At 68.8% G+C, this 21,756-nt stretch carries 29 protein-coding genes; 13 read left to right on the top strand and 16 right to left on the bottom strand.

Features of this window, described 5'->3' with window-relative positions; all coding sequences use genetic code 11:
* Window positions 1-159: 159 nt before the first annotated feature.
* Window positions 160-591, top strand: coding sequence for a DUF732 domain-containing protein (locus M1P99_RS13145; protein ID WP_304452941.1), 432 nt, complete (start codon window positions 160-162; stop codon window positions 589-591).
* A gap of 184 nt (window positions 592-775) precedes the next feature.
* On the opposite strand, the gene M1P99_RS13140 is transcribed toward M1P99_RS13145, so the two are convergent.
* Together M1P99_RS13140 and M1P99_RS13135 are read right to left on the bottom strand one after the other, a co-directional pair.
* Complete coding sequence (locus M1P99_RS13140) at window positions 776-967, bottom strand: DUF397 domain-containing protein (RefSeq protein ID WP_304452940.1); 192 nt, start codon at window positions 965-967, stop codon at window positions 776-778.
* 9 nt (window positions 968-976) lie between these two features.
* Window positions 977-1,828, bottom strand: coding sequence for a helix-turn-helix transcriptional regulator (locus M1P99_RS13135; RefSeq protein WP_304452939.1), 852 nt, complete (start codon window positions 1,826-1,828; stop codon window positions 977-979).
* A 226-nt stretch (window positions 1,829-2,054) separates the two neighbouring features.
* On the opposite strand from M1P99_RS13135, the gene M1P99_RS13130 reads away from it, so the two are divergent.
* The 10 genes from M1P99_RS13130 (at window position 2,055) to M1P99_RS13085 (ending at window position 6,642) form a co-directional block, all read left to right on the top strand.
* Window positions 2,055-2,336, top strand: coding sequence for a hypothetical protein (locus M1P99_RS13130; RefSeq protein WP_304452938.1), 282 nt, complete (start codon window positions 2,055-2,057; stop codon window positions 2,334-2,336).
* 139 nt (window positions 2,337-2,475) lie between these two features.
* A complete protein-coding gene (locus M1P99_RS13125) occupies window positions 2,476-2,748 on the top strand; it encodes a hypothetical protein (protein ID WP_304452937.1) in 273 nt (90 codons plus the stop codon).
* Window positions 2,749-2,753: 5 nt separating this feature from the next.
* A complete protein-coding gene (locus M1P99_RS13120) occupies window positions 2,754-3,017 on the top strand; it encodes a hypothetical protein (protein WP_304452936.1) in 264 nt (87 codons plus the stop codon).
* A gap of 89 nt (window positions 3,018-3,106) precedes the next feature.
* Window positions 3,107-3,544 carry a hypothetical protein gene (locus M1P99_RS13115; RefSeq protein WP_304452935.1) on the top strand — a complete coding sequence of 146 codons (438 nt, stop codon included), beginning with the start codon at window positions 3,107-3,109 and terminating at the stop codon, window positions 3,542-3,544.
* 94 nt (window positions 3,545-3,638) lie between these two features.
* Window positions 3,639-3,830, top strand: coding sequence for a DUF397 domain-containing protein (locus M1P99_RS13110; RefSeq protein WP_304452934.1), 192 nt, complete (start codon window positions 3,639-3,641; stop codon window positions 3,828-3,830).
* Window positions 3,831-3,895: 65 nt separating this feature from the next.
* Window positions 3,896-4,243: a hypothetical protein gene (locus tag M1P99_RS13105; protein ID WP_304452933.1), complete on the top strand. Its 348-nt coding sequence runs from the start codon at window positions 3,896-3,898 to the stop codon at window positions 4,241-4,243.
* A 219-nt stretch (window positions 4,244-4,462) separates the two neighbouring features.
* Entirely contained in the window at window positions 4,463-5,296 is an 834-nt protein-coding gene (locus tag M1P99_RS13100) for a hypothetical protein (RefSeq protein WP_304452932.1), read from the top strand.
* Between the two features lie 69 nt (window positions 5,297-5,365).
* On the top strand, window positions 5,366-5,491 hold the full coding sequence (locus tag M1P99_RS13095) for a hypothetical protein (protein ID WP_304452931.1): 126 nt from the start codon (window positions 5,366-5,368) through the stop codon (window positions 5,489-5,491).
* 17 nt (window positions 5,492-5,508) lie between these two features.
* Window positions 5,509-5,895: a hypothetical protein gene (locus M1P99_RS13090; protein ID WP_304452930.1), complete on the top strand. Its 387-nt coding sequence runs from the start codon at window positions 5,509-5,511 to the stop codon at window positions 5,893-5,895.
* An 81-nt stretch (window positions 5,896-5,976) separates the two neighbouring features.
* Window positions 5,977-6,642, top strand: a complete 666-nt coding sequence (locus M1P99_RS13085; RefSeq protein WP_304452929.1) for a hypothetical protein — start codon at window positions 5,977-5,979, stop codon at window positions 6,640-6,642.
* Here the strand turns inward: M1P99_RS13085 and M1P99_RS13080 are convergent.
* The 6 genes from M1P99_RS13080 to M1P99_RS13055 all read right to left on the bottom strand — a co-directional run bounded on the left by M1P99_RS13080 (window position 6,639) and on the right by M1P99_RS13055 (window position 10,601).
* Window positions 6,639-6,935, bottom strand: a complete 297-nt coding sequence (locus M1P99_RS13080; protein WP_304452928.1) for a hypothetical protein — start codon at window positions 6,933-6,935, stop codon at window positions 6,639-6,641. The two genes, M1P99_RS13085 and M1P99_RS13080, sit on opposite strands and share 4 nt — an antisense overlap.
* A 273-nt stretch (window positions 6,936-7,208) precedes the next feature.
* On the bottom strand, window positions 7,209-8,345 hold the full coding sequence (locus tag M1P99_RS13075) for an IS30 family transposase (RefSeq protein ID WP_304455660.1): 1,137 nt from the start codon (window positions 8,343-8,345) through the stop codon (window positions 7,209-7,211).
* 534 nt (window positions 8,346-8,879) lie between these two features.
* Window positions 8,880-9,128 carry a hypothetical protein gene (locus tag M1P99_RS13070; protein WP_304452927.1) on the bottom strand — a complete coding sequence of 83 codons (249 nt, stop codon included), beginning with the start codon at window positions 9,126-9,128 and terminating at the stop codon, window positions 8,880-8,882.
* Window positions 9,112-9,387 (bottom strand): hypothetical protein, encoded by a 276-nt coding sequence (locus M1P99_RS13065; protein ID WP_304452926.1) that lies wholly within the window; start codon window positions 9,385-9,387, stop codon window positions 9,112-9,114. Before M1P99_RS13065 ends, M1P99_RS13070 begins: the two co-directional genes overlap by 17 nt.
* The gene (locus tag M1P99_RS13060; protein WP_304452925.1) at window positions 9,384-9,548 is read right to left on the bottom strand and encodes a hypothetical protein; all 165 of its coding nucleotides are present in this window, start codon (window positions 9,546-9,548) and stop codon (window positions 9,384-9,386) included. Before M1P99_RS13060 ends, M1P99_RS13065 begins: the two co-directional genes overlap by 4 nt.
* 48 nt (window positions 9,549-9,596) lie before the next feature.
* Complete coding sequence (locus M1P99_RS13055) at window positions 9,597-10,601, bottom strand: DUF932 domain-containing protein (protein ID WP_304452924.1); 1,005 nt, start codon at window positions 10,599-10,601, stop codon at window positions 9,597-9,599.
* A 220-nt stretch (window positions 10,602-10,821) separates the two neighbouring features.
* Here M1P99_RS13055 and M1P99_RS13050 point away from each other — a divergent pair, with 220 nt between their 5' ends.
* Both M1P99_RS13050 and M1P99_RS13045 read left to right on the top strand, forming a co-directional pair.
* A complete protein-coding gene (locus M1P99_RS13050; protein WP_304452923.1) occupies window positions 10,822-11,319 on the top strand; it encodes a hypothetical protein in 498 nt (165 codons plus the stop codon).
* Window positions 11,320-11,360: 41 nt separating this feature from the next.
* Window positions 11,361-11,621: a hypothetical protein gene (locus tag M1P99_RS13045; protein ID WP_304452922.1), complete on the top strand. Its 261-nt coding sequence runs from the start codon at window positions 11,361-11,363 to the stop codon at window positions 11,619-11,621.
* 60 nt (window positions 11,622-11,681) lie between these two features.
* Here the strand turns inward: M1P99_RS13045 and M1P99_RS13040 are convergent, their stop codons facing one another.
* From M1P99_RS13040 to M1P99_RS13005, 8 genes are all read right to left on the bottom strand, one after another.
* Window positions 11,682-12,824, bottom strand: coding sequence for an N-acetylmuramoyl-L-alanine amidase (locus M1P99_RS13040; protein ID WP_304452921.1), 1,143 nt, complete (start codon window positions 12,822-12,824; stop codon window positions 11,682-11,684).
* Between the two features lie 3 nt (window positions 12,825-12,827).
* Window positions 12,828-13,160, bottom strand: coding sequence for a hypothetical protein (locus M1P99_RS13035; RefSeq protein ID WP_304452920.1), 333 nt, complete (start codon window positions 13,158-13,160; stop codon window positions 12,828-12,830).
* Window positions 13,161-13,250: 90 nt separating this feature from the next.
* The gene (locus tag M1P99_RS13030) at window positions 13,251-13,535 is read right to left on the bottom strand and encodes a hypothetical protein (RefSeq protein ID WP_304452919.1); all 285 of its coding nucleotides are present in this window, start codon (window positions 13,533-13,535) and stop codon (window positions 13,251-13,253) included.
* On the bottom strand, window positions 13,532-14,023 hold the full coding sequence (locus M1P99_RS13025; protein WP_304452918.1) for a hypothetical protein: 492 nt from the start codon (window positions 14,021-14,023) through the stop codon (window positions 13,532-13,534). The genes M1P99_RS13030 and M1P99_RS13025 overlap by 4 nt, the downstream gene beginning before the upstream one ends.
* A gap of 51 nt (window positions 14,024-14,074) precedes the next feature.
* Complete coding sequence (locus M1P99_RS13020; RefSeq protein ID WP_304452917.1) at window positions 14,075-14,614, bottom strand: hypothetical protein; 540 nt, start codon at window positions 14,612-14,614, stop codon at window positions 14,075-14,077.
* 11 nt (window positions 14,615-14,625) lie between these two features.
* Complete coding sequence (locus M1P99_RS13015) at window positions 14,626-15,150, bottom strand: hypothetical protein (protein WP_304452916.1); 525 nt, start codon at window positions 15,148-15,150, stop codon at window positions 14,626-14,628.
* 5 nt (window positions 15,151-15,155) lie between these two features.
* Window positions 15,156-15,533 carry a hypothetical protein gene (locus tag M1P99_RS13010; protein ID WP_304452915.1) on the bottom strand — a complete coding sequence of 126 codons (378 nt, stop codon included), beginning with the start codon at window positions 15,531-15,533 and terminating at the stop codon, window positions 15,156-15,158.
* A gap of 89 nt (window positions 15,534-15,622) precedes the next feature.
* Window positions 15,623-19,261 carry a carbohydrate binding domain-containing protein gene (locus M1P99_RS13005; protein WP_304452914.1) on the bottom strand — a complete coding sequence of 1,213 codons (3,639 nt, stop codon included), beginning with the start codon at window positions 19,259-19,261 and terminating at the stop codon, window positions 15,623-15,625.
* Window positions 19,262-21,756 lie beyond the last annotated feature (2,495 nt).

Here is a 21,756-nt window from a genome sequence, read left to right as displayed (position 1 = left end):
CTGCCGTCTCCCAAAAATCTCCCAACTCTGCGCCCTCCGGGTCCGCCCGGAGGGCGCACTCATGTCCGAATCGCCCACCCGGACCGGGACTGCGGCGTAGGATCTGGCCACGGCGTCCGCCCCGCCGCGCCCTGCACACCCGGCCCCTCGGAGACCCCCATGAGTGCCCCCTCCCCCCACCGAACGAAGTGGATCATCGGCGGCGGCATCCTCGCCGCCCTCATCGCGATCGCCGCGGTCATGAACGCGGCCGGCCTCTTCGAGGATGTCGATCCCGCGCCAGCGCCCGCGGCGACCGAGACCACGGAACCTGAGCCCTCCGAGGACCAGGCGGCCGCCGACGACAGCGGAATGTCCGAGGACGAGCAGGCGTTCCTCGACGCGCTCTACGAGGATGCGGCCGCGGCCGGCAGCGGCATCCACGGATTCGGCGACGAGGACAACGTCGAACTGGGGTACGCGGTGTGCTCCGACATCGAGGACGGCATGGCGCCGACCGAGGTCGTCCAGTCGCTCCAGGGCGTGGACGGGCCGATCGCCGACGTAGCCTCGGAACTGGTCGGGCACGCACAGGCACACCTGTGCGATTGAGCTCGACGCGCCGGACATCGTGGTTCCGTCGTGTCCGGCCCTGTCCAGAATCGTTCAGGATCATCTTCGGCTGTTCGAGTGCTAGTCCAGGTCACCTGCTGCCGGTAGAGTGTTCCTGGGTTGCTTTCAGGTAAAGCACGAACGGGCCCCCAGCTGATGCTGGGGGCCCGTCTCGTTGTCGGTGCTACCGCCGGGTGATGAGGTTCTGGAACGCTCTCCACTCATCCGCCGGGAACGTGATGTGTCCTTCATCCGGGTGCTGGGAGTCGCGCACGGCGGCGCCGCCAGGGAGGTCAGCGACCTCCACGCAGTCCTGTGTGGTCGGGCCGCTGTAGCTGCTCTTGCGGAAGTTCAGGGTGTGGGTTGTCTCAGGCATCGGTGCTTCCTATGGGTTCAGCAGGCCCCGAATGTAGTCCCGTGACTGATCTACGGGCAGGGCCGCTGCCTGTACATGATCGTATAGGTGCTGATAGTGCGTCACCTGTTGCGGCTTTTCCAGGTAGAGCTCTTCGCTGAGAACCTCGATGTAGACCACCGGCGGGTCGGGAGCGGGGAACTCCAAGAGGACCATCTGCCCAGTCATCGCCGCGTGTAGACCGTAGCTCAGCGGCAGCACCTGGATGCCGATGTTCGGCTGGAGGCTGGCCTCGATCAAGTACTCCAGCTGCCCGTGGAGGTCGGGCGGGATGCGCGCCAGCGCGGCCTCGTCGATGATCGCCCATAGAGTCGGGATCGGAGCCGTGTTGAAGATCGACTTCCGGAACATCCTCGCCTGCACACGCAGGTTCAGCTCCGTCTCGTCGACCATGCCGCGTGTCGAAATCATCGCCCGCGCGTACTCGGGCGTCTGAAGCAATCCGGGGATGGTCATGCACTGGTAGGTCCGGATCCGGCTCGCCTCAGACTCCAGGCCGACGAACTGACCCGTGCCGAGCGCGTCCCCGAACGAGGCCCACCAGCCACGCTGGTTCCCCTCGCGCGCCAAGGTGATCAGGTCCAGGCGCTCCTGCGTATCCGTGATCTCGTAGATATCCAGCAGGACAGCCAGATCGTCGAGGTTCAACCTCTTCCAGTTGGCCTTCTCCATGCGGATGAGTTTGCTCAGCGACCACCCGCGCGGCTTCCCAGAGCGACGCTTCGCCTCGGCCGCGACATCCTCGGCATTCAGCCTGCGCTCTTCCCTCAGCTGACGCAGCTGCCGCGCGAGTCGCTTCCGCCTCAGCGTCGGGCTGCTCACGTCGTCGGTACTCCCCGGGGGCTCGGCCTGTCGGTCTCCCGATCCTACGGCCCCTACTGAAGATCCAGACATTCCACGCAACCTCCATGTCCCAGCGGCATGCCATAGAAGATTCTTGCATTCATCTAAAGATGGCATTGCAAATAACCGCTACGCGGGGGCACTATGGACTCACCTGAAAGCACGCCGGACCACCCATCCGGCCACCGACCCAGGAGGTCGCCCTGTGCGATACCTGACCTATGTCCTACTGCTGACGCAGCGGCTCGCCTGCGCCGGCGCCGCCGAACTCCGCAGGCGCCGTGACCGTGACCGGTCCGAGCCCGGCCCCGCGCCAGCCACCGGCCCCGTCCGCGTCATCCTGCCGAGCATGATGACCGGGCGCCGGGCACCGGACCTGCCGCTGCAGTCCCGCGCCACTCGCCCGGCAGAGCCCGCCCTGGCGATCGACTTCTCGCGGCGGGCTCAGGCCCGCCACGCGACGGGCCGAGGGCAGGTGGCAGCATGACGCGCCTGTCACGACGCCGCATGCGTGTGCGCCCTTACGCCCCCGAACCGACTCCCGGGTCGGTGTCCGTGCCCGAGGACCTCCTGATAGCCGTTGCGACCGGCACCATCAGCCTGTGCCTTATGGCGGTGAGGCTCCGATGAGCAACCGCATCGACCAGGGCACACGCGAGCTGTTGGACGCGATCGAGGCCACCCTCACTCCCCCACCCGCCGCCCCGCACGCATGGGAGGAGCGGCGTCAGCTGCTCGCGGCCCGTGCCCTGTACATCCGCGGGGTTCTCGGCTCGGCCGGTTCGCCTGACGCCACCGCCGTCGGCCTGGCGGAGTTGATCAGGCAGGCCGACGCCGACCCCGAGCTCGCGGTCACCTACGAGATCGCGCCCGTCGACGACGAAGCGGTGACCCCATGACGGCGATGACCGATCACGCCCCGAAGTGCCGCACGCGGCCGCGCGTGCGCACCGTCGTCGAGGTGCACGAGCTCCCGGACATGAAGTCCCTGCGGCAGTGGGCCAGCGCACATCACGTGACCGTGGAGCACCTCGGCTCCACCTGGGAGAAGCCGGGTGAGGTCTACGGCGCCCGCGACGGCGTCCAAGTCCGCGTCTGCCGAACCTCCCAGGACCGCCTCCCGCCAGTCTCCTGGGAGTCCCCGCTGGAGCACCTGCCAACCACCTAAGACCGGCCGCGCGTCGAGCCGTCCCCTTGTCCTCGGCGCGCGGCCCCAGCCACGTCCTGAGCCACCCCCCGAAGTCCACGAGGAGCAGCATGGCCACCGCCAATGACGTCGTCCGCATCATCGCCGCCGCCGAGCAGATCGGCCTGGAACCGGTCGCGGAAACCACCAGTGACGGGTCCCCTTGGGCGGTGGACCTGCGGGTCATGGATGGGGCTCGGGTGGCCGCCGCAATCCGCGTGTACCCGTACCTGGGCACGTGGCGGTACGAGGCCCCGGCGCGGGTCGGCGCCGCCCAGCGTGACGGTCTGAGCAGTCGGCATCTGGCGTCCCTGCCCCGTCAGTTGACCCCCGCGGCCCTGCGTCGCCTCGACCACTACTTCGCGAAGGTCACCAACCTGCGTCCCCCGGCCCCGAAGCCGCCGCGCGTGCGCGAGGACGTGCTGCCGTGGATGCGGCCCGGCTACTGGGAGGAACGGCTGAAGCGCCGCCATGAGAATTCTGCGCACCTGTCGGGTGTGCGGGCATGACGTCGCCCCGGCCTGCACAGGTCGGGGCGACCCCGGGGTTTCGCGGCTGCAACCGCCCCCGGCAATCCGTAGCGGATCACTAGGAAGGGTAGACGTGAAGAACCTGCAGACCCAGAGGCGGAAGTCCTTCAACTGGCACAAATCCAAGTACTCCCAGGGCGTGTCGAACTGCGTGGAGGTCGCGGAGGGAGCGGAGACGGCCGTCCGAGACACGCAGAACCGGGATCTGGGATACCTGCTCTTCGGCGCGGGGGAATGGACCGGGTTCCTGCGCGCAGCGTCCTGACGATGCGGCCGCGCGCCGGGCCGTCCCCCGGCGCGCGGTCCTCTCCCCCGACCATGGAGCCCCCGATGCCCCCGACTGCGTGCCCCCACTGGTGCGAAGCCGACCACTCCGCAGAACGCGGCCAGCCCTTCAAGCGCCACATAGCGCTGATCCTGGATCTCGATCAGCGCATCACCATCTGGGTGACCAGGTCCGACACCTTGGTCGGGCAGATGAGAGAGCCCGAGCGCGTAGAGGTCACCGTGGCGCTCCGGACGGGTCAGGTGCACTACATCCACTGGGACGCCCCGGCCGCACGAGACGCCGCCGAACTCCTGGCTCATGTGGGTGCGGATGAGATCAGCCATTCGCTCCGACAAGCCGCCGACCTCATCGACCCCCGACCAACCGAGAGCGTGCCTCAGGCACGCTAGGAGACACCCGTGCCCAGGCAAAGCGGCCCTTTGGGGAAGGTACTGCTGCCGAGCCGGGGCACGGGCAGCCGCCTCGCACAGCGGGGCGGCGGGGGGCCGCAGGAGCGATCCTGCGGCCCTCTCTCATGCCTTCTCTCGGACGCAGAAGGGCCCGGCCGGTGTGTCCTCACCGACCAGACCCGCGTCCGCCTCCATCAGCTCAGAACCCTGGAGACGAACGTGCCCAACACCGTATCCTCCTCTGCTCCCAGCCGCAGGGGCCCGGCGATCACGATCAGCGGGTCCCTGGCCATCGCCGTGGGCCTGGCGGCAGTCAGCTACTCCCACCTCTTGGAGGCCGTGATGGCCGGCGGCGCCGACCTGTGGGAAGCCATCATCATCGCCGGCACCGTGGACTCGCTGATCCTCATGGCGATCTGCACCATCGCCGACGCGCGCCGCCGCGGTGTCCCCGTGCCCGCTGTCGCTGTCGTCGCCCTCCTGGCCGGGATTGTCGCGACGACAGCGGCGAACCTCTACGGGGGTGTCGCCCACGGGTGGCTCGGTGTCGCCATCTCCCTGTGGGTGCCCATCGCGGCCCTGCTCGCCGAGCAGCTCGTCGCCCGGGTGATTCGTCAGACCCGGACGACACCAGTCGCCGCCGAGACGACACCGGCGGCCGACAGCGACACCGCGACGGACGCGCCCAGCGACACCCAGCCCCCGACACCGGATGGCACCCGGCCGCCGACACGCCGCGACACGACCCGACCGCCGAGCCGCCACGACGGCGGCCGTGTCGGCGACATTGCCCAGGTCGTGAGCCTCGGTCAGCTCTCGGACCGCGACCGGCAGGTGCTGGCCCTCATCGAGGAGCAGCCGGACATCACCGGCGTGGAGGTAGGTGAGCGTCTGGGCGTTCACGCCCGCACAGGCCAGCGAGCACTGACCCGTGCGCAGGCGCTCGCCCGAAAGGCCGCGGAGCAGGCGACAGCCACACCCGACACGGCGACACCGGCGGTGTCGTGCGACACGACAGGCGACACGGACGGTCGTGTCGCAGCGGCCACCTGACTGTCGCCGTCGGCGTACCCGGCCTGTGGACAACCGCTCGGGCGACACCGGGCCGGGTACGTCCACCGCATGGACGACCTGACTCCCGAAGACCGCGAGCTGCGCGCCTGGCTCGCCGAGCTCCTCGACGACACCGGCCCCGAGGGCGCCCGCCTCATCGCTGAGGCACTCGGACTCGATCCCGACGAACTCTGACCTGCGACAATGGTGAGGTGTCCCGACTTCCGTCGCCGCCCAGTCCACGCATCACCGGATACCCGCGCCGTGCCGCGGCGTGGGTGTGCCTGCTGGTGGACACCACGCTGCTGCGCGCGTGCCCAGCGCTCGCGGCATACCCGCGGGCCGCCGGCCGGGTGGCGTGGGCGACGACGCGCGCGGTCGTCTCGGCCCGCGGCCTGGGCGAGACCGACGCGGTGCTGTCAATGAGCTCGGTCATCTCCCACGAGCTCCTCGCAGGGTGGTTACCCGAGGAGGACATCGCTGTCCTTCGCGGTCTGCAGCTGGACATCCGCGAGGTGCCGGACGAGGACGAGCTGAAGCAACGACTCGTCCTGCTTCGGGAGGTCGGCCCCCGCCTACCGCGATACTTCCAGGACTGACTGCGCCTCAGCCCTGCCGCCGTCTATGCTCCGATCATTCCTCAGGATTGGAGCCCTCATGTCGCAGTACGGAGTTTTGCGGTGACTGGCGACCAGATCATCTCAGTGTTCGCCCTCACCGTCACCATGATCGCCTGTCTCGTCACCGTGCTCGCCTGGTTGGCGAACAGGCGATCAGCAGCCGCTGCTGAACGGTCCGCTTCGTCCTCCGAGCGGTCCGAGCGATCGTCAGTGCGCTCTGCGGAAGCCGCAGAGCGCAGTGCGTACGACAGCGCGCGCATGACCGCCATACAGATCGATCAGCGGCACGAGGAACTCCAGCCACACGTGCCGCCTGCCTTGGAGACCTTCACGGTTTCGGATCCGAACCGGGCGGGGCTTCACATGGTGAAGGCAATCCTGGTACTCGAACCGGGTGAGGGGCCGCCTCGTGACTACCGCCTCGACGTAGTCGGCCGCACCCTGCACAGCACGACGCCCATATCCGGACCCCCAACCGTGCGGCCGGGTCAGAGGGTAGAGCTGTACCTCGGATCGGTTCGGGCGGAGGAGCGGCTCAGCATCGTCGAGTTGTCGCTGCGGTTCCGACCCAACACGGCCGGAAGTGGCGAACCGAAGCTCACGACCTGGTCGTGTCCCTGCGGTCTCCCGGATCTGGAGAGCGGGCACTGGTTGTCCGTGGTCGGAATCGACTTCGATCCCGTTCCCGCGATCGACGTCGAGGCCGACGACGGGTACAGCTTCTAGTCCGCGGCCTCGGTCTTTGGTGGCCGGCCCCCGCCGGCGCCCTTGCCGGGCCGGGCCTCTGCCCAGGCGTCGATGGTGTCGGGCGTCCACACCGGTGACCGGCCGTAGACCTCGTCCGGCGGCGGGAAGTCGCCAGGGCGAGGGGCGCCGTCGCGGCGCCGCTTCGCGGCGTGGCGGTGGTAGCCCTCGACGGTAGCGGCCGAGAGTGGGCCGCCGCCCTGGCCGGTGATCTTGTGGTGCTTCGCCAGGTACTTGGGCAGGTCGGAGAGCGCTAGATACGTTGGCACGTTCACCGTGTCAACGTTACACGTAGGTGCGCGTGCGTCGGAAGACGCGCGCGTCCGCCGGGCCGGGATAGCGTCGCGACGGCACCCCGGGACGCGCCGAAGGAGGGTGTGCCATGGACGACGCCCGCGCGAGCCTGGCGTGCCCGAGCCGTGCGTTCGCGCATCGGCCGCAGGCGGGATCGGCCCGCCTCGGAGCGCTCGGGGGCGAGCACCCCACTGAGCCGACACGAAGAAGCCCCCGGCGAGGGCGAATTCGAGGGGTCGTCGCAACACAGCTGATCAACTGGCCACGGCCAGGAGCTTAGCCAAACGCTCGGCTGGGGTCTCCCAGCCGAGCGTCTTGCGTGGGCGGGAGTTCAGTTCGGCAGCGACCTCCTTCAGGCGCTCACGGCCGTGCGCGGCCAGGTCAGTGCCCTTGGGGAAGTACTGCCGCAGCAGCCCGTTCGTGTTCTCGTTCGACCCCCGCTGCCAAGGGCTGGAAGGGTCGCAGAAGTAGACCGGCATGCCGGTGGCCATCGAGAACTCGTGGTGCAGCCCCATCTCCGAACCCTGGTCCCAGGTCAGTGACCTGCGCAGATGCTCGGGCAGGGTCGAGACGGTCTCGACCAGGGCGTCACGGACGCTCATCGTGTCGCGCGTTCCGGGCAGGTGGACGAGCATCACGTAGCGGCTGGACCGCTCGACCAGCGTGCCGATCGCCGAACCGTTCTCCTTGCCCACGATCAGATCGCCCTCCCAGTGCCCGGGAACCGCCCGGTCAGCGACCTCGGGCGGGCGCTCGCTGATCATGACCATCGGGTACGGGAAGCGCGGCGTGCGCTGGTCTGGGCGGCGGCGAGGCCGACGCAGGGTGCGGCCGGTGCGCAGCGCCTTGGCCAGCTCGCGGCGCAGCTCGCCGCGGCCCTGGACGTAGAGCGCCTGGTAGATCGTCTCGTGGCACACGTGCATCTCCGCTTGGTCGGGGAAGCTCAGCCTCAGGTGGTGGCTGATCTGCTCCGGACTCCACTTCATGCCCAGGCGGTGCTGGATGATCTCGCGCAGGAGCGGGTTGGCTCCGATCTTGCCGCCCTTGGGGCGGGCCCGCCGGGCTCGCGCTCGGGCGTGTGCGGCGTGGGGGCGGTAGTCGTGGTTGCCGGGGTGGCGGTTGCGGCGGATCTCCCGGCTGATCGTGGAGGGATTCCGGCCCAGCTCGGCGGCGATGGTGCGCACGGACGCCTTCTCACGCCACCGGTCAGCGATGTGGATGCGTTCGTCTTCGCCCAGGTAGCGGCCGGATCGGACCTCGATCTTGCGTGTGAAGCCGGGACCGGTCGAGGTCGCCGGTGCGTCCTTCGCCGGCAGCCTCGACCGCTTCCTACGGCCCTCGGGGCGCCCGTAGCGCCACTCCCGTCCGGTGCGTGGGTTGACGCCCACCATCCGGCTCGCCTGCGTGTTGCTGTAGCCCTGTTCCACCAGGGCAAGGTAGCGCTCACGCTCGATCAGGAGCTTCTTGCGCCCCTGTGGTTTCCGGCTCTCGCGGATCTCGAAGTCGTCCACCGCACCCCTTCAGAGATGGGGTGTTGCAACGACCTCTAGAACTCAAGGAGGCCGGGGGCTGATGAGGGCTCAGTGGATCAGGTGCTCGACGACGAGCACAGCGACGAGGTGGTAGCCGATACCGGCCAGGCAGATGTGCAGCACGGTGAGGGCTCGGCTGGCGAGGGTGGGCTTCTTGTCGTCCATGGTGCGACCTCCGTAGGAGCGGAGCGGGTGTGACGGAGCAAGCGGCCATCCCGGCACAAGGGCGCGCGCAACCCGGCCCGACGAAGGAGGGCCGGGTCCCTGCTCTGTTCGCGTCCGCGCCTCGCGCACGGCGACGCCCCGGGGGGTTGTCACACCCGGTCCCCGGGGCGTCTGTCCCGCCAGCGGCGCGGGGAGGTCGCACCTTCCGCGCGCGGCGGGGGTCTCATTCTACGATCGCGTCCGCGCCTCGTAGAGGTCTGCGAGGCGTCCGATGTCGGCCGCCTCGGCGACACCGACGACCTTGCACGCCGCCGCGAGCGCCTTGGCGCGCTCCATGGCCATCATGAGGCCGGGGCCCCACCGGCTGATGTCGGTGTCCGGCCAGACTTCGCCGCGGTCGGCGAGGATCTCTGAGACGGTCCCCCACTCGTCGAGGGCCATCTCGGTCAGGGTCTTGCGCTCACTCGCCGTACTCACGGATGCCTTCCTCTCTCAGGTGGTCGTGCCGGTCGCCCTCGTCGTCGGCGCGGGCGTGCGCGAGCAGCCACGCGTGACCGGCTTCCGGGGCGCCGAGTTCGGTGAGGATCTCGGCGAGGTCGTCGGCCTCGGCGCAGGACAGCTGCGGGCCGATCTCGCACCGCAGGTCGGGGTCCGACCAGGTGTCGGTGTACCGGTCGGCCGCCCCTGCGTTAACCAGGATCACGCGGGGCGCGGGGTGAAGGGTGTGGACGGTCATCGCGGCCACCGCCCGCTGCGGAGCCGGTGCCGGTAGACCGTGGAGGCCATCCGGTGGCGGATGCGGTCGCGGGCGGCGCGCTCGGCGGCGGCGCGCTTCCACTCGGCGAGCATCGCCTCGAACTCGTCGTCGGAGGCGTTCATCCAGTCGGAGTTGGACATCGCGGGCTCCTTCCGGGGCCCCGGCTGGATGCCGGGGCCCGTGGTGGTTCAGGCGGCGAGCCGGAAGGCGTCGAACGCCTTCGTCTTCAGCGCGGTGATGGCGGGCTGAACGAGGATGCGCTCGGCGCGGGCGGCATCGGCGGCGTCGCCGTGCTTGCCCTTGACCGGCGCGTAGTGGTCGAGGTACTCGACGACGGACTGGTACCCGGCCCACGCGGTGCCCCGGATGGACTCCTGGGTGTCAGCCTCGACGAACAGCTCGTTGACGTCAGCGAGGATCCGGGCACGGTTGTTGATCTTGCGCTCGGTCGGTTCCTGGGGCTCGGGCCACAGCTCGCGGCCGACGATGTCCATGAACCGGCCGTCGGTGAGCTGCTGGTCGAGCATGCGCTCGGCCTCAGTCTGGAACTCCTCCAGGTAGGTGAAGCTCATCCCGAGCGCCTCGCGGGCGGCGGCGATGCGACCCCGGGCGCCGGAGGTGTGCCGGATGGCGTACACCGAGCGGGCGTCGGCCAGCGCGGCGGCCTGGGTGTTGGCGCACACGACCCTGACCGGGGAGACGAGCAGTCGCATCGCGGCACTGCCGTCGTGGCTGTTGAGTGCGGCCAGGTAGAGGTCGAGTTTGTCGGTTCCGGCGATGGTCATGGTCTCGGGGAGGCGCATGGTCACGAACACCTCGCGGCCCGCGCGCAGGGACCCGGCGGTCTCGAAGTGCGCGCCGGACTCGTCGGTGATGAAGTCGAGGACCTCGGTGAGCTCCTCGTTCTGGATGGGGAGGTAGCGGCCCTTGACGACTCCGAGCACGTCGGGGAGGCCGGTCTCGGGGTGGGTGCGGACGGTGGCGTAGGCGTCGGGCACGGACAGGGTGGCGCCGCTCTCGGTGATGTGCAGCGGGCTGGTGTGGACGTTCCACCGGTCCAGGCGCGCGGTGCGCAGGGCGGTGGTGGCGTCGAAGGTGTCAGGGAGGACGGTTCCGAGTCTGTGCCATGCGTCCTGCTGGGCGCTGACGAAGCTGGCGGTCCCGTCGGAGAACCTCTCTAGTTCGTGAGCCATGGTGGGTGCGACCTCTCGGTAGATCTGAAACCTTGACACGCTTACCGTGTCTATGTTTAAGTGTACCCGGGTGCGCCCGAGATATCCACGGTTACCGTGTCTAAGTTTCGGCTTCGCGGAATCACCTCCGACGTGCAGTTTGCTCCGGCACACTGGACATCACCCGCGCGCCTCCCGCTCAGACGCACCAGCACCGAGAGGCAGTCTCATGCCCCGCACCATGACCGCAGCAGCGACGGTGTCCCTGCTCGCCCTACTCACCGCCTGTGCCAACCAGGGACCGCAGCAGGCCGACGCGGACCCCGACACCATCGACATCCTCGTCACCCTGACCACCACGGACAACAGCGTCGGCCAGGCGCCCGCTGGAGACACACTGCAGTGTGTCTGGCGGGACCCCACCTACACCATCCGAGACGGCGCCGACGAGATCATCTCTACCGGCGACGCCACCAGCACCCTCGACGGAGACGCCACCGCAGCTGACCACCGCGCCGAACGCGGTCGCCAGCGCACCAACGATCCCTACCTGTGCACCCTGCCCTTCCTCGTGGAGGGCGTACCGGCTGCGGACTTCTACACGATCGAGGTCACCACCGTCGCTCTGGACATACGCGGCATCCTGGATGGCGACAGGTCCGGGCAGGAGGTCACGGCCGAGGTGACCGTGGAACGGTCCGACGCAGAGTCAACTACGCCAGTTGAGATCGAACTGTAGAAGTACGTGCGGTGACCTGCGTCGCGGCGTACGGTCGGGCTATGAATGACCTCGAAACCAGGATCCTGGGCATCGTCGCGCGAGAGCCTGGTACCCATCAAGCGAATGCAGTGGCTCGCGAACTCGGCGTCGAGAACGACGACAGGTTCAAGGACGCGGTCGAAGCCCTCAACCAGGAGCACGACGCTCTCTCGCACGTCCACTACGTTGGGGCCGACCAGCTTCCAAAGCCCGTCGTCGGAACGATCACGGGCCCCACCGTGCCGGGCCGTGAGCTGGCCCTGGCACTCGACCTGATCTGAGCACACGAAAGAGGCCCGGCACCCCCATTGGGAGTGCCGGGCTTATTCGTTGTCCGGAGGTCAGCCGAACATCTTGCCCCAGGTCTTCGGGCCCGTGAGTCCGTCAACGTCGCGGCCGATGAACCCGACCTCGCGCTGCCAGGCGGTCACGGCCGCCTTGGTCTTCGACCCGTATCGGCCATCCTGCGAGGCGCCGACCTTGCCCTGGATGTCCTTGATGTGCGGGCGGTCGGATGACCAGTAGTACCCGGAGTGGTTCCGGTCGTCCGCGGCCGGCGGGCCGAACCAGTGCCCGCGAGCCAGCGGAAACGGCTTCGGTGCGGGAGTCGGGTCCGGGGCTGGATCGGATGCGGTCAGGGCCCGCCGCAGCTCCTTCGCCGATTCGGGACCGTAGACCCTATCGATGGTGATACCGCGGGCGCGCTGCAGCGCCTCGACGGCCGCTTCCGTCTCGCCGCCGAAACGGCCGTCCGCGCCGTACCCGGGCAGCAGGGATGGCCGCCACTTGAGCAGTGCCTTCTGGAGCCGCAGGACCGGGGTTCCGGTCATCCCCCGCAGCAGCCACGGGTCACCAGTCGGAACCTGGAGCCCGGCCACGTCCCAGTAGGAGAACGTGGGCGCCGGGGCCGGGGACGATCCCCCTCCCCAGTTGCCGGAGCGGACCCGCCCGTAGAGGTGGTCGCCGGGGCAGGACGTCGAGATCCAGTCGCGGTGCCCGGTGATCGAGGCGCGCACGCCACGTGCGGCCAGCCAGGCCATGAGGGCGACGAACGCTGCGAGCTGCTTCGCCGACGGCTTCTGGTTGCCTCCGAGGATGAACTGGATGCCGATGTGTGTCGAGTTGGCGCCGGGCGCGTGGGCGCCGATCCGGTTGATGCCCCGGCCGGTGAGCACGATGCCGTGCCAGCAGATCAGCAGGTGGTAGCCGATGCCTGCCCACCCGCGTGAGCGGTGGTAGGAGTGCATCTGCCGGACCTGGGCGCGGCAGTTGGCGTGCGACCCCCACGCCAGGGCGCCCCCGTTGTAGTGGATGACCCGGCCCGACCGGGGGCGGCCCGAGGAGCCGATCACCGAGGGGATGCCCACGGTCGGCGCGCTCTCAATGACCAGACCCATCAGGACCGGCAGGGTCGTGACGACGGCCAACAGCCGCATCAGGTCCGCATCCGGTCCCAGCAGGTCGAGGAGCTGTGCGAGGTCCATGGGTCAGCCCTCGCTGGGGTCCTCGGTCGGGTCGACCGCCAGGTGGAGGTCGAACTCGACGGCGTCCTCCATGGCGGGGTAGGCCTCGCGGGCAGCGAAGATGTCCTCGACGCTCTCGGGGCTCCACACCTGGAGGCGGGTGAACACCCCGCCCGCGAGGATGAGCATCGACTCGATGTAGTGCTCGGTGAACACGTCCTCGATCGCCATGCCGTTGGCCAGGCGCCACCCGGTGAGCACAGCGACCAGGCCGACCGCGACATAAACCGCGGGGTTGCGCCGGTAGCGCACGAGGCGGCGCACGCGGCCGTAGAGCGTGAGCAGGAAGTCGGACATGGTGATCTCCTTGCGGGTGGGTGGCCGGGCGTTCCCCGGACATGCGAAAGCCCCGCGCGATGACGGGGCGAATACGGCTGGTGGCGAACCTCAGGTCAGTCCGGTGACCAGGCCGACGATCCCGCCGACGATGACCACGACCACGGAGATCACCGTGATCGTGTGGGTGCGCATCGCCTTCAACTCGGACTTCGTCACGTACTCGGGCAGGCGCTGGGACAGCGTCAGCAGCTCGGACTTCTTCGGCAGGTCGGCGATGCGCTGGTACAGGTCACGGATGCGGCCCTCGTGGTCGTCCTGGCGGTTTATGACCACGTCGATCTTGGTGCTGATGGCCACGAGCAGGTCGCGCATGTCGCGTTCGGACTCGCTCATGCCGGCACCGCCACGTCGGCCTCGATGGCCAGCTTGAACTGGGCGTGCGTGATCCTCCGACTCACGGAGTCGTTGTGCTTGACCAGGAACGCGACCGGAGTCCCGGGGTGCACGAACATTTCGTGGTGCTTGGACTTGTACTGGCCGCCGGGGGTGGGCTGCTCATCCTCTGTGGCCGTGGAGTCGTAGCCCGTGGACAGGTTGAGGGGGTCGCGGACGAACCGGTCCCGGGTCTCCGAGTAGCTGCCGCCCTCCCAGAACACCATGGCGGTCAGCCAGCCCCACCCGGTCACGTGCGGCCAGATCAGTCCCGATCGGCCGTCGGTGTCCCAGGACGTGATCGAGTAACCGTCAGGCTGAGCGACCTGGTGCATGTCCCACGCGTCGTAGCTCTCCGCGGCTCCGAAGGGGAAGCGGACGATCGTGTACTGATTCGGCGGGATGAGCTGGTCCGTGCTGCGAATGAGCGAGCACACGTACAGGGCCACGGAGCCCTCCTCTGGGTCGGGGATCCTGCGCGGGGGTGCGCAGGGTGCGGGTCAGTACGGCAGGACGATGAGGCGCCTGCGCTGGAAGGTGGCCTCGCCTGAGCTGGTGCGGTACTTCATCGTCCACGTGTTCTCGCCCGGGTTCAGATCATCGAAGAACACAGCGTGGGTGGACTGGTGGCGGCCGGCGGCACCAGTCGAGTTGGTGAGCGCCCGGATGTCGTCGCCGGCGATGGTCGTGTCACCCGTGACATCGACGGTGACCCGGCACGTCGTCGGCTCGCTGTTGGAGGACCGCATCTCGCAGGACCACAGCGCGAGCGCGAGCTCGCCGGTCTGCACAGTCACCGTCGGCCCCTGCGTGGCCAGGTCGTCGTAGCTGGTGGAGGTGGTGGCCTCCTCAGTGCTGATGGTCTGCCTGCGGCCGACTCGCTCCACGATGCGGTGCGCAGTGTCGGTCACGAAGTAGCCGCCCTGCTCGGTCGCTTTCGCGGGGGCGGTTTCCAGGAAGTTGTCCCTGAGGTGGGTGTTGAGTTGGGCGGCAGTCAGGGGGCTGTTCGCCACGAAGGTCATGGGCGCTGTCCACGCCATCGGGGTCCTCCTCAGAAGGGGATGACGATGAGGCGCCGGTGCCGGAACTCGCCGGTGCCGCCGGAGACGCTGTACTTGGCGGTGAACGTGTGGCTGCCGGGTGTCAGGTCGAGGCCTGCGCCGGCGCCGTGCATGGCGAGCGTGGAGGTGGTGATGGACACGCCCGCTCCGCCGAACACCCCGACGGACCGGTTGTCGGCTGGGCCCTGTGAGGTGGCGCCGGATGTCTCGTAGGACATGCGCGCGGACCCGGTCGAGTCGGTGTTCTGGGCCTGGCCGTGGACGATCACCAGGGCCTGGGCGCCGGTTTCCACGGTCACGGACGGCCCGAACGTGTCCAGGTCGGTGTAGGACGTGGACGTGGTGGTCTCGGTGACTAGGACACTGTCCGCAACGATCTGCCGTTCGGCGATCGAATTGGAGCCGTCGGCCACGAAGTAGCCCCCCGCAGTGGTGGCCACCCCTGGCGCGGTCTCCAGCAGGTTGTCCCGCACGCTGGCGTTCCACTGTGCGGCGGTGAGCGCAGCTCCGGCCACAGCGGTCAGTGGAGCAGACCACGCCACGACGTGCCCCCCTCCACGCCAGGTGCCGCGCCGCCGGGCATGAGCTCGTTCTCGTGCTCGGCCGCCTCGGCGTAGAGCTCGACAACGCTCTGCCCGTGCGGGCACCCGGCGCGCACGGCCACCGGGTGGTCGACGGGGAACCAGTTCCGGGTGGCCGGCACGGGCCGCTCCATGAGCGCCTCCCAGATCTGGCCGGCATCGGGTGGCCACTCGACCGGGGTGACCAGGTGGCATTCGAAGCACTCGCTGACTGACTGGTGGCGGCGCAGCAGTTCGGCGCCACCGCAGTGCGGCCGGATGCAGTCCGCGACCCAGCGGCCGTGGTTGACGTAGGCGCGCACGGGCACCGCGGTCACGGGTGTACGCCAGATCGACGGCGTCTCAGGGGCGGCAGGGCCGCCGCGCACGAGCCGGTTCATTGCGCCCATCAGGCGGTAGCGAGATTTCAATGTCCCAGGAGCCCTTCGTCGAGGTTGGACTGGTCGAGGACGAACAGGGTGTCGGGGTCATCGACCCCGGCCCGCCCGAAAACGCCTTCGTCGAAGCCGCGGTCGTCGTCGTCGAACGTCAGCGCATTCGTGAACTGCTCGCGCACTCGCTCGCACCCGAACGCGGCGCGGTGGTCGTGGCCGACCTCGGCGATGTCGTGCTCGATGCGCTCGATGTAGTGGTCGTGGTCGGTGAACGACTCGCTCTCGACCAGCCGGACTCGGTCGGACAGGTCGCGCTGCAGGATCTGGTCCATGCGCGCGGTGTGGCCCTTGCCGACGATGGTGATGGTCATGATCGGGAGCCGGTCGGATCGCTGCCCGAGGATGAGGCGCGCCATGTCCGCCACGTCGTGCACGCCCGCCAGGTCGAGGTCGCCCTCGTAGTCGCGGCGGCCGTAGGCGGCGATGGACTCGGTGTCCTCGATCAGGACCTGGACGGTCCGTGCGACCGGCACGGGGGTGGCCCGAAGTCTCAGCCCACGGATGGTCGCCCCGGCGGTCCCCGCCTCCAGCCGGATCTCGGTGGACTGGCCCGAGGTGCGCGACAGCGACACGGCCAGCTCGCCGGACAGCACGACCAGGTCGTGGTCGACGGGGTAGATGTGCTCGGCGTCCGCGGAGGTGACCCGGGATCCGGCGACCGGCGTGTGGGCGTACACGAACGGGTCGTCGGCCTGGACCCGGATGGTCCTGACCTCGCCCGCGGCCAAGGTGATGATGCCCTCGTCCTCCCACACCACCTCTTCGCGGGCGGGGGCCCTCTCGGGTACGTCTACCTGCAGGGTGTTGACGATGTCCTTCCACCCGATGTCGTAGTCCACAGGGCGGGAGAAGACGGGTTCGGTGCCGGTGTCGCGGATGGTCGCCTGCGAGGTCAGCGAGGCGTCGCGCTGGAGACGGTGGTGGCGGTCACGGAACACGAAGTCACCGGAGGAGGACACGAACGCGAACGCTGCCGGGCCCTCCGCCTCCACAACCTTGGAGAGCACGTCGAACGCGTCGTCGCTCTCACCCCACCACCACCGGAGTGTCGATGCCCCGGGGTCCAGGTCGCGGCGGTCGGCAGGCCAGCCGATGGCGTCCAGGATGATGCCGATCGCCTCTCCGGTGCGCACGGAGGCGTACAGCTCGGTGGACAGCTTCGCGCCGCGGAGCCGCGCGAGGGTGTCCAGCGCCGTCAGCTGCACTGACCGGGATTCCCGCGAAGGGTCCAGCTCGTAGTCGTCGAGGTGGCCGCGGAACAGGTCGTAGAGCTTGTCCTGCCAGGTGGCGCGGATGAGGACCGGCCGCCCCGGGCCGACTTGCCCGACGAGCGGGCTGTTCGGGTTGTCCGGGGAGTAGTCCTGGGACCGGTTGTCCAGCTCCCAGCCTGTCTGCCCCGGAGAGATCGCTGACAGCGACCGGGCGTGGTCCCGCCCGTAGGAGATGTCCACTGTGGTCCGCAGCCCCAGGACCCGGTCGGTGATGTCCTCGCCGGGCCCGAGCAGCTGCACGACGTCGACGGACGCCTCTTCACCTGAAGCTGCGGACTCGTCGACGCGCATGATCGAGACCTGGTCGACGAACACCGTCTCGCCATCGTTGACGTCGTCGACCGCGATGATCTTGACGTTGACCGTCGTGGAACTGGCCGTGAAGGTCCGGCTGATCCGCTCCCAGGTGTCCGTCGTGACACTCGCTGTCCCGAAACCGCCCTCCGCGAACGGGCTGACGCCGGGCCCGCCTGCCCCCTCGGGGACGAACACCCACGCGCTGAACTCGTACTCCGCTCCGACCTCGAAGCCGGGCACGTCCCGTTGGATCTGCGGGAACTCGCCGGAGGTCGCGGTACCCCAGGTGACGAACAGCGACCCGGCCCCTTGGAAGCTGCCCTGCGTGGAGTGGGCCAAGACCGGCGGACCGCCACCGCCCGGCACCCAGTGCGTGGCGCTGTCACCGCCGCTGTTGGAGATCTCCGAGTCGTCCTCGAAGGTCGACTCCAGGATGACGTCCAGGTCTGGGCGCACCACGGCGGTGTGCGACGCCCCGTGTGCGGTGAAGGAGTAGGTGAGCTGCTCCCACGCATCGTGGGTGGTGGACACGGTTCCCGCGCCGAAGCCGTTGATACCGAGACGCACCGGCGTGGAACCGGTCGGGACGTACACCCACGCGGACAAGTCGTAGGCGCGGCCGACGAGCAGACCATCGAGCACACGGCGCGCCGACTGGCCGGGGCTGTCGTCGGTCCACTCCGCGAGCAGGGACTGGCCGCCCGAGCGGGCGCGGGCAGCGGACACCGACACGGTTGGGGACAGATCCGGGTCCGGGGTCGGCTGGAGCGACGCGACCGCGATCGTGACGCCGTGGGCGCGCACGAACTCGGCGTTGGCGTCGAAAGCCAGCGACGCCGTGGTTTCGGCACCGTCGAGCTGGCGGGTCGCCAGCGCCCCGGCGGTGAAGTCGTTCGAGGACTGGTCGGTGCGCCGGGTCAGGCCCGAGGGCCCGTCGATGGTGACGGGCTGGCTCCCGGCGGTGGTGTAGGTGATGCGCAGGCGCGGGCGCTGGCTGCTGCTGGCGTCGTACCCGCGGAAGTACCCGTAGTCGTTCCGGTTGCCCGCGGTGGGCCGTCCGGTGGTGATGCCGGTCGTGGTGGCGTCCCGCAGCTCCTCACCGATCGTGGTCGGCAGGTCGACGTACTTGGTCTGGCCCTTGTTCCACGAGTGTGAGGAGCGGTTGAACGTGCCGGACGTCGACGATGACCCGCCGGGCTCGGAGGTGTTGGCGTGGGTGCCGAACCGCGCGGTCAACCCGGAGTTGTACCAGGAGTGCTCGTTGGACATGCGGAGCTCGACCTGGTCGATCGTGCTGCCCGCGAGGTCAGTTTGGATCGTCGAGTGGTCGAAACCGATCTTGCCGTACTGGTAGCCCGTGCCATCGCCCAGCAGAGTGGCGCCCTGGTACAGCCGGGTGCCGCTGCGCTTGCCGTAGTCGTACCAGGACGCCGACCAGGTCGCCGTGTACGTCTTGGTCAGGGTCTCCGGCGGCGGGGTAGTGTACTGGGCGCCCACCCACCGCAGCTCCACGTCGTCGGCGTTCGTCGGCGTGATCCCAGGTGTGGGGATCGACGTGTCGTCGGCGAACGGGTCGAACGCGGCGACGGCGGGCGTGACCGCACCGTCCGCGCCCTGCACAGCCGCGATGGACACGCACCCGTCCGCACCGGACCCCTGAGTGAATCCATAGCTCGCTGGTTCGGCCCCACCGGCCTCCTTCCACCACACCTTCGTGTGGAGGCTGTCGGTGCCACCGGTGATCGTGCTGCCGAGCTGCTGCCACGTGGCCCCGCCCGTTGGGGTGCCTAGGTCGGAGGCGTCACCGAGGTTTGAGGTCTGGCACGCCACGAGGATGTCTCCCTCGCTGGCGCCGGAGGGCTTGGTCACCGAGAACGACGCACTGTCCGACTCGGCCGAGGACACCGACCGGATGCTTGCCGGGGTGGGCTCGGGCGGCACCGGCGGATCCGGGTAGCCGTCCCATCCGTCCAGACCGGCCTCGAATCCGCCGTCGTTGTCCCAGTCCACGAAGAACCCGTACTGGGGGATCTCTCGACTCATCGGCGAGCCCTCACGGTTCCGGCGGCGACCCGGCCTTTGCGCTCGGCCTCGGACAGCGCTGCCACGACCATGTCCTCCGCCTGCCGCTTCGAGCCGACTGGCCCGTGGAAGTGCAGGTGAAGCTCACGCGGGCCGCCCGCGTCGTAGTCGGCCCGCGTGAGCGCCTCAGGCTTGCCGAGCCGGTTGTCCAAGAGGTTCAGCCCCGGGGCCAGTAGTGCGCCCTTGTCAGCGATCGTTGATGAGCCACCGCCTGCCACTCCATCGCCCATGACCGGACGGAACCCGTACCTGGTCGTGAACATGGAGTCCCTGGCACCCCTGGCGCGGGTGCCGACGTTGACCCCCTTTCCGCCGCCGGCCGCCTCAACGTCGACCCCCATCAACGTGCCGGCCATGTGCCCTACGCCGGCGTGCGTGTTCCCGATCATGAACGGGGACTGCAGGCCCTGGACCCAGCCTGCGGGCGCGGATGCCCCGCGGAAGAGATGGGTGCTGTACCTGCGGAAGTACGGGCCCACGCCCCTGATCTCGTTCTCGATGGCCGCCATGAAACCGCTGCAGTCGTACCCGGCCGGACCGGCGCCGCCCCAGATGTAGGGTTTGCCGTGCTGGGCGCGGGCGAAGGCTGCGGCGCGGCGCAGGCGGGCGCTGGCGGACTCCAGCCCGACCCACCCGGCGGCGCCTCCAGCCATGGACGCGGCGTGATCGTCGTCCGCGCGGCCGAACCGGCTGAGCACCTTCTCCCGGACCATCTTGAAGGCGTGCCAGGGGATGCCGTGGAAGTCGTCACCGGTGCCGAACTCGGACTTGATGTTGTCCCGGATGGCGTTGAGCGGCGCGGTGGCCCAGGATTTCGCCTTGCCGACGATGTCATTCCACTTGTCGCTGATCCACTGGCCCACGATGCCGCCGCGGGCGAACCCGAGACCGCGCGCGAAGCTGGGCAGGCCGTCGGCGGGCGCCTGGCCGAGTCCGAGTGCGGAGGTGCGGTCCGACAGCCGCCGGACTGCGCCGACACCGCCGTTGTTCGCGGCGTGGTTGAGGTTGTGTACGAAGCCGGGGCCGAGCGCCTTGACGACCTCGGGCACCAGAACGGCTTCACCGGACCGCATGGGGGTGAGCACGTCGTCGCGCTTGGAGCGCATGTACCCGGGCAGGATGCCGCCGCGCCGGAACCCGCGCGGAAGCGTCATCCTGCCGAGCTTGGAAATCCCTGGGACCTTGTCGGCGACCTTGTTCCAAAGCTCTCGGAGACCGTCGTTGTAGACGGTCTTTATGACGAATTTTACGGGTGCTTTTGCGACCTTTTCGAGCTTGTTCCAGACCTTTTCGACGCCGTCCTTCGCCTTGGTGAATGCACTGATCACCTTGTCCTTGAGGGACACGATCGCGCTGACCACACGGTCACGCAGCGACTTGGCCTGTGCGACGTGCCAGGACACCAGGGCGCCGAAGATCGCGCGGGCCCGGTCCCGCAGGGTGGTGACTCGGGAGAGGAACGCCGCGACCAGGTTCGCGATCGTGGAGACAACCCGCTTGTGCAGGTTGAGGACCTTGCCCACGATCCAGTTCACGATCGCGAGGAAGATGGCGAGGGCCATGGCCTTGAGCTTGTTGAACCAGGCGACGATTCCGAGCACCAGGTCGGGGATGATGGAGTTCCCGACGATCCTGTTGTACAGGTCGATGATCGGCTGGATGATGATCTGGTAAAGCGCCTTGAGAATTCCGCCGATCAATGTGACCGCGCCATTGAAAATGCCCACGACGGCGGTCCACAATCCGCTGAAAATCTTGACGACACCCTCGCCCATTCGACGCCAGTCGCCCGTGAAAAGCCCGATGAAGATATCGAGGATTCCCGAGATGACGGTCAACGCGCCGGAGAACACGCCGGAGATGATCTGCCAGGCCGCCGTCACGACCGCGACGACCAGGGCAAACGCGCCCTTGAGTCGGCCGATCACGGTGCTCGCCAGGAAGCCGAGCCACAGCATGATAATGGCGCCGTGCTCGTCCCATTTCTCGGACAGCCAGCCGAGAACTCCGCCGACGATTTCCTGGACCTGGCCGAATATCTCCAGGAATTTGGGTTTGACTTCCTCGAATTTGGCTACCACTGCGGCCCACGCCTGGAGGGCGGCGTCCTTGATTTTTGGCCAGGTCGCGGACCACCAGGCGAGCAGGGCACCCAGGCCGGGCTTGAGGGCGCCGGACCACAGGGCGTTCCAGCCGTCCTTGATGCCCTGCCAGGTCGCCATGACCCCGGCCCGGAAGGTGTCAGACCGTTTCCACGCCATCCACACGGCGACGCCGAGCGCGATCAGCCCGGCGACCACGGCGGCGACGATGCCGACGACCGGTGTGAGGACGGCGCCGATGGCGCCGACCGCAGCGACCAGCGCGCCGATCATGACCAGGAGCGGGCCGATGACCGCGACGACGATGCCGATGATCACGCCGACCTTGAACAGCATCGGGTTGGCCTGTGAGAA

Source organism: Nocardiopsis sp. YSL2 (assembly GCF_030555055.1).
Lineage (GTDB): Bacteria > Actinomycetota > Actinomycetes > Streptosporangiales > Streptosporangiaceae > Nocardiopsis.
Note: the sequence above shows the minus strand (reverse complement) of the source record. Positions and strands in the feature narration are given on the sequence as shown.

Coding starts and splice junctions, on each gene's coding strand:
- M1P99_RS13145 (WP_304452941.1), top strand. CDS start 160: ATGAGTGCCCCCTCCCCCCACCGAACGAAGTGGATCATCGGCGGCGGC.
- M1P99_RS13140 (WP_304452940.1), bottom strand. CDS start 967: ATGCCTGAGACAACCCACACCCTGAACTTCCGCAAGAGCAGCTACAGC.
- M1P99_RS13125 (WP_304452937.1), top strand. CDS start 2,476: ATGAGCAACCGCATCGACCAGGGCACACGCGAGCTGTTGGACGCGATC.
- M1P99_RS13120 (WP_304452936.1), top strand. CDS start 2,754: ATGACCGATCACGCCCCGAAGTGCCGCACGCGGCCGCGCGTGCGCACC.
- M1P99_RS13115 (WP_304452935.1), top strand. CDS start 3,107: ATGGCCACCGCCAATGACGTCGTCCGCATCATCGCCGCCGCCGAGCAG.
- M1P99_RS13105 (WP_304452933.1), top strand. CDS start 3,896: ATGCCCCCGACTGCGTGCCCCCACTGGTGCGAAGCCGACCACTCCGCA.
- M1P99_RS13095 (WP_304452931.1), top strand. CDS start 5,366: ATGGACGACCTGACTCCCGAAGACCGCGAGCTGCGCGCCTGGCTCGCC.
- M1P99_RS13075 (WP_304455660.1), bottom strand. CDS start 8,345: ATGGTGGGCGTCAACCCACGCACCGGACGGGAGTGGCGCTACGGGCGC.
- M1P99_RS13065 (WP_304452926.1), bottom strand. CDS start 9,387: ATGACCGTCCACACCCTTCACCCCGCGCCCCGCGTGATCCTGGTTAAC.
- M1P99_RS13060 (WP_304452925.1), bottom strand. CDS start 9,548: ATGTCCAACTCCGACTGGATGAACGCCTCCGACGACGAGTTCGAGGCG.
- M1P99_RS13055 (WP_304452924.1), bottom strand. CDS start 10,601: ATGGCTCACGAACTAGAGAGGTTCTCCGACGGGACCGCCAGCTTCGTC.
- M1P99_RS13050 (WP_304452923.1), top strand. CDS start 10,822: ATGACCGCAGCAGCGACGGTGTCCCTGCTCGCCCTACTCACCGCCTGT.
- M1P99_RS13045 (WP_304452922.1), top strand. CDS start 11,361: ATGAATGACCTCGAAACCAGGATCCTGGGCATCGTCGCGCGAGAGCCT.
- M1P99_RS13040 (WP_304452921.1), bottom strand. CDS start 12,824: ATGGACCTCGCACAGCTCCTCGACCTGCTGGGACCGGATGCGGACCTG.
- M1P99_RS13035 (WP_304452920.1), bottom strand. CDS start 13,160: ATGTCCGACTTCCTGCTCACGCTCTACGGCCGCGTGCGCCGCCTCGTG.
- M1P99_RS13030 (WP_304452919.1), bottom strand. CDS start 13,535: ATGAGCGAGTCCGAACGCGACATGCGCGACCTGCTCGTGGCCATCAGC.
- M1P99_RS13020 (WP_304452917.1), bottom strand. CDS start 14,614: ATGGCGTGGACAGCGCCCATGACCTTCGTGGCGAACAGCCCCCTGACT.
- M1P99_RS13005 (WP_304452914.1), bottom strand. CDS start 19,261: ATGAGTCGAGAGATCCCCCAGTACGGGTTCTTCGTGGACTGGGACAAC.